The sequence below is a fragment of the Herbaspirillum lusitanum P6-12 genome (assembly GCF_000256565.1).
GTDB lineage: Bacteria > Pseudomonadota > Gammaproteobacteria > Burkholderiales > Burkholderiaceae_D > Herbaspirillum > Herbaspirillum lusitanum.
In genome coordinates this window covers 1-3394 of record NZ_AJHH01000654.1, presented here as the reverse complement: position 1 = coordinate 3394, position 3394 = coordinate 1, and the positions used below count along the sequence as shown (strand labels likewise).

Here is a 3394-nt window from a genome sequence, read left to right as displayed (position 1 = left end):
CCCCGGCAACGCTGCTCGCCGTCGCCGGCCAGCAATACGGTTTCGCCCGGCACGCGTTGCTGCAACGATAACTCGAACGGCAAGGGATGCGGACTGCCGCGCACCACCGGGCCGATGCGGAAGATCACGCTGTTATGCAGCCGCGCCAGCACGCGTTCGGCCAGGCCCTTGGCTTTCAGATGCCAGTTGTCAGCTTCGGCGTCGGCGTCGACATGAGAGAAATACACCACCCGCGTAGTGCGCGGGCCGACCGCTGCGGCGATGCGCTCGGCGGTGTCCACCATGCCTTGCCGATAGGCGCTCCAGTCGTCGGAACAGGAGCCGGACGTGCCAGTCAGCAATACCACCGCATCGGCTTCGGCGATGACTTCAAAGCTGCGTTCGCTATGGGTCCAGTGGGCCACGGTTTCATCGGCGGTCAGCCGCACCGGTTCGCGCACCAATGCGGTGACATGGACGTCCGCATCGCGCAGCAGCAATAGCAGCAGGCGGCCGGTGGGACTGTTGGCGCCCGCCACGACGACCCGGCGTACGGGCGCAATGGATGGAATCGATGCAATCCTTGATTTGTTCATGACTTCCCCTGTTCGCAACAATGCAGACATGCAGGTGAAGACGTGTGGGCGAGCGAAATATTGTGCGCCGGAGAAAATATTTTTTACTGCTTTGCATTGCGCGGCAAAACGATGACAATCCGGTCAGCAATCATGCTGGCGACCGGGTTGAAGATCGTTCAGCCCGCCGTCAGCAATGCCGGACTGCCATTGAAAACATCGCATGCATACCAACATGCACGCCAACACATCTCCCTTTGCGAGGCCACATGCCGTCACGTTTCACCATCATATTCGTCCTCTCGGTCATGGGCGCCCTGCATGCCTTGATAGGCTGGCGCCTGTTGCCGGCGCTTGGCGTCGATGCTGCCTGGCAGGGCGTCGGCGTGCTGTTGCTGGTGCTGTCGTTCGTGCTGATCCCGGCCGGCTTGCTGGCGCGCGGGATCAAGCAGCAACCGCTGTCGGACCGGCTGGCCTGGATCGGCATGCTGGTCATGGGCTTGTTCTCTTCCTTGTTGCTGCTGACCCTCGTGCGCGAGGCGGTCTTGCTGGCGTTGCCGCTGCTTCATGCGGTGACGCCCGAGATTATTGAAAGCTCCGCGCGTGCCGTCATCGGTTGCGCCTTGCTGCTGACCTTGGTGGGCTACATGAACGCGCGCCGGCTGGCCGAAGTGGTCAACGTCGATGTGCCGATCGCCGACTTGCCGCAGGCGTTGCAGGGTTTCACCATCGTGCAGATCAGCGACATCCACGTCGGTCCCACCATCAAGAAGCGCTACCTGCGCGCCATCGTCGACAAGGTCAATGAGCTCAAGGCGGATCTGGTGGCGATCACCGGCGACCTGGTCGACGGCAGCGTCCAGCAACTGTCCGAACACACCGCGCCGCTGGGGCAATTGCGTGCGCGTCACGGCGCCTATTTCGTCACCGGCAACCATGAGTATTATTCCAATGCGCCGGCCTGGATTGCGGAAGTGCGCCGACTGGGCCTCACCGTGCTGATGAACGAACATGTGGTGCTGCGCCATGACGATGCCGGCCTGGTGCTGGCCGGGGTGACCGACTACACCGCGCATCATTTCGACGAGAGCCAGCGCAGCGATCCGCATGCGGCGATTCGCAATGCGCCGGTAAGTGCCGCGAAGGTGTTGTTGGCGCATCAACCGCGGTCGGCGGCTGCGGCGGCGGATGCGGGGTTTGATTTGCAGCTGTCGGGGCATACCCATGGAGGGCAGTTCTTTCCCTGGAATTTCTTTGTGCCGTTGCAGCAGCCTTATGTTGCGGGGTTGAATCGTTTGCGGAATTTGTGGGTTTATACCAGTCGCGGGACTGGGTATTGGGGACCGCCCAAGAGGTTGTTGGCGCCTTCGGAGATTACTCTGTTGAGGTTGGTTCGGGCTTGATGGGTCGTTCGCTTCTTTCTTTTTTCGTCGTCTTTCTTTCACTTCAAAGATACAAAGTTTCCTGCCTCCGCTGCGCACGCCTGATCGCCTGCGGCGGATAGCCGAACACGCGCAGGAACGCCCGGCGCATGCGTTCCGGGTCGTCGAAGCCTACGGCGCGGGCGATGTTTTCCAGTGATTCTTCTCCTGCTTCCACTCTTGGACGCGCGGCTTCGGCGCGCAGTTTTTCGATTGCCTTGGCTGGCGTCTGGCCGGTCTCTGCGCTGAAGGCGCGGTCGAACTGGCGGCGGCTCAGGCAGGCTATTTCGGCCAGGCGTTCCACCGTCAGCGACTCATGCAAATGGTTGCGCGCATAGCTTAACGTCTCGCGGATTCTTCCCGAGGGCGGGTCCATTTCCAGCAAGTTGGAGAACTGCGACTGGCCTCCCGGGCGACGGTGGTACACCACCAATTCCCTTGCCACCGCGCGCGCCAACTCCACACCCAGATCCTCTTCGATCAGCGCCAATGCCAGGTCGATGCCGGCCGAGATGCCCGCTGACGTCCATACCGCACCATCGCGTGAGTAGATCCGGTCGCTGTCCACCTTGACCGCCGGATGCATCTGCTGCAACTTGGCGGCCATGCGCCAGTGCGTGGTGGCGCGCTTGCCATCGAGCAGGCCGGTGGCGGCCAGCACGAAGGCGCCGGTACAGATGCCGGCGATACGGCGCGAGCGCGCCGCCGCACGCAGCACGTGGCGGCGCAGCGCCGGCGAGACCAGGCCCTCGCGCGGCGCACCGCCGCCGGCCACGATCAGGGTATCGAAGCTGGTGCGGCCAATGCGTTCGGTATGGATCAGCGCACCGGCGGAGCTGCGGATCATGCCGCCAGGTTCGGAGTACAGCGTGAGCCGGTACAGGGTCTTGCCCGCGAGCCGGTTGGCCGCGTCGAAGGCCGACAGCGGACCGGTGAAGTCGAGCAGGCTGCAATCGAGGAAAAGCAGGAATCCGATCTTGCGCATAGGAGAAGGAGGAGGAGGAGGGCATCCAAAAAAGAGGATTGTCCAAAAAGGAGGTTTTTATGTCATTTTGGACGCATGGTGGCACGGCACACTGAGGCTGTCAATTTCCCTCGGAGGTCGCATCATGAAGCCAGCAACACAACCGGACGCGCGCGCGCCAGTCCTGCGCCAGGACAGCCATCGCTGGAAAATCCTCGGCATCGGCGTGCTCGCCAACGCCAGCTTTTCGGCGGCCTTCGCCGGCATCCCGGTGACGGCGATTTTCATGCGCGCCGATTACCGGCTCGACAACACCCAGCTCGGCCTGGCCCTCGGCTCGCTCGGATTGGGCGTGGCCGTGAGTGAATTGCCGTGGGGCGTCTTGACCGATCGTTGGGGCGACCGGCGCGTGCTGTTGTGCGGATTGATTTCCACCGCGCTGGCGTTGGCGGTGA

At 62.8% G+C, this 3394-nt stretch carries 4 protein-coding genes; 2 read left to right on the top strand and 2 right to left on the bottom strand.

Annotated features, from left to right (window positions below; genetic code table 11):
* On the bottom strand, nucleotides 1-575 hold a 575-nt coding region (locus HLUSI_RS29995; RefSeq protein WP_040503766.1), incomplete at its 3' end, for an NAD(P)H-binding protein.
* Between the two features lie 248 nt (nucleotides 576-823).
* Between HLUSI_RS29995 and HLUSI_RS0121510 the strand changes: the two genes are divergently transcribed.
* Nucleotides 824-1957 carry a metallophosphoesterase gene (locus HLUSI_RS0121510; protein WP_016835915.1) on the top strand — a complete coding sequence of 378 codons (1134 nt, stop codon included), beginning with the start codon at nucleotides 824-826 and terminating at the stop codon, nucleotides 1955-1957.
* Between the two features lie 43 nt (nucleotides 1958-2000).
* Here HLUSI_RS0121510 and HLUSI_RS0121505 read toward each other — a convergent pair whose 3' ends face one another.
* Nucleotides 2001-2960 (bottom strand): GlxA family transcriptional regulator, encoded by a 960-nt coding sequence (locus HLUSI_RS0121505; RefSeq protein WP_016835914.1) that lies wholly within the window; start codon nucleotides 2958-2960, stop codon nucleotides 2001-2003.
* Between the two features lie 124 nt (nucleotides 2961-3084).
* Between HLUSI_RS0121505 and HLUSI_RS29990 the strand changes: the two genes are divergently transcribed.
* A partial coding sequence (locus tag HLUSI_RS29990; protein ID WP_040503765.1) for an MFS transporter occupies nucleotides 3085-3394 on the top strand: 310 nt, incomplete at its 3' end.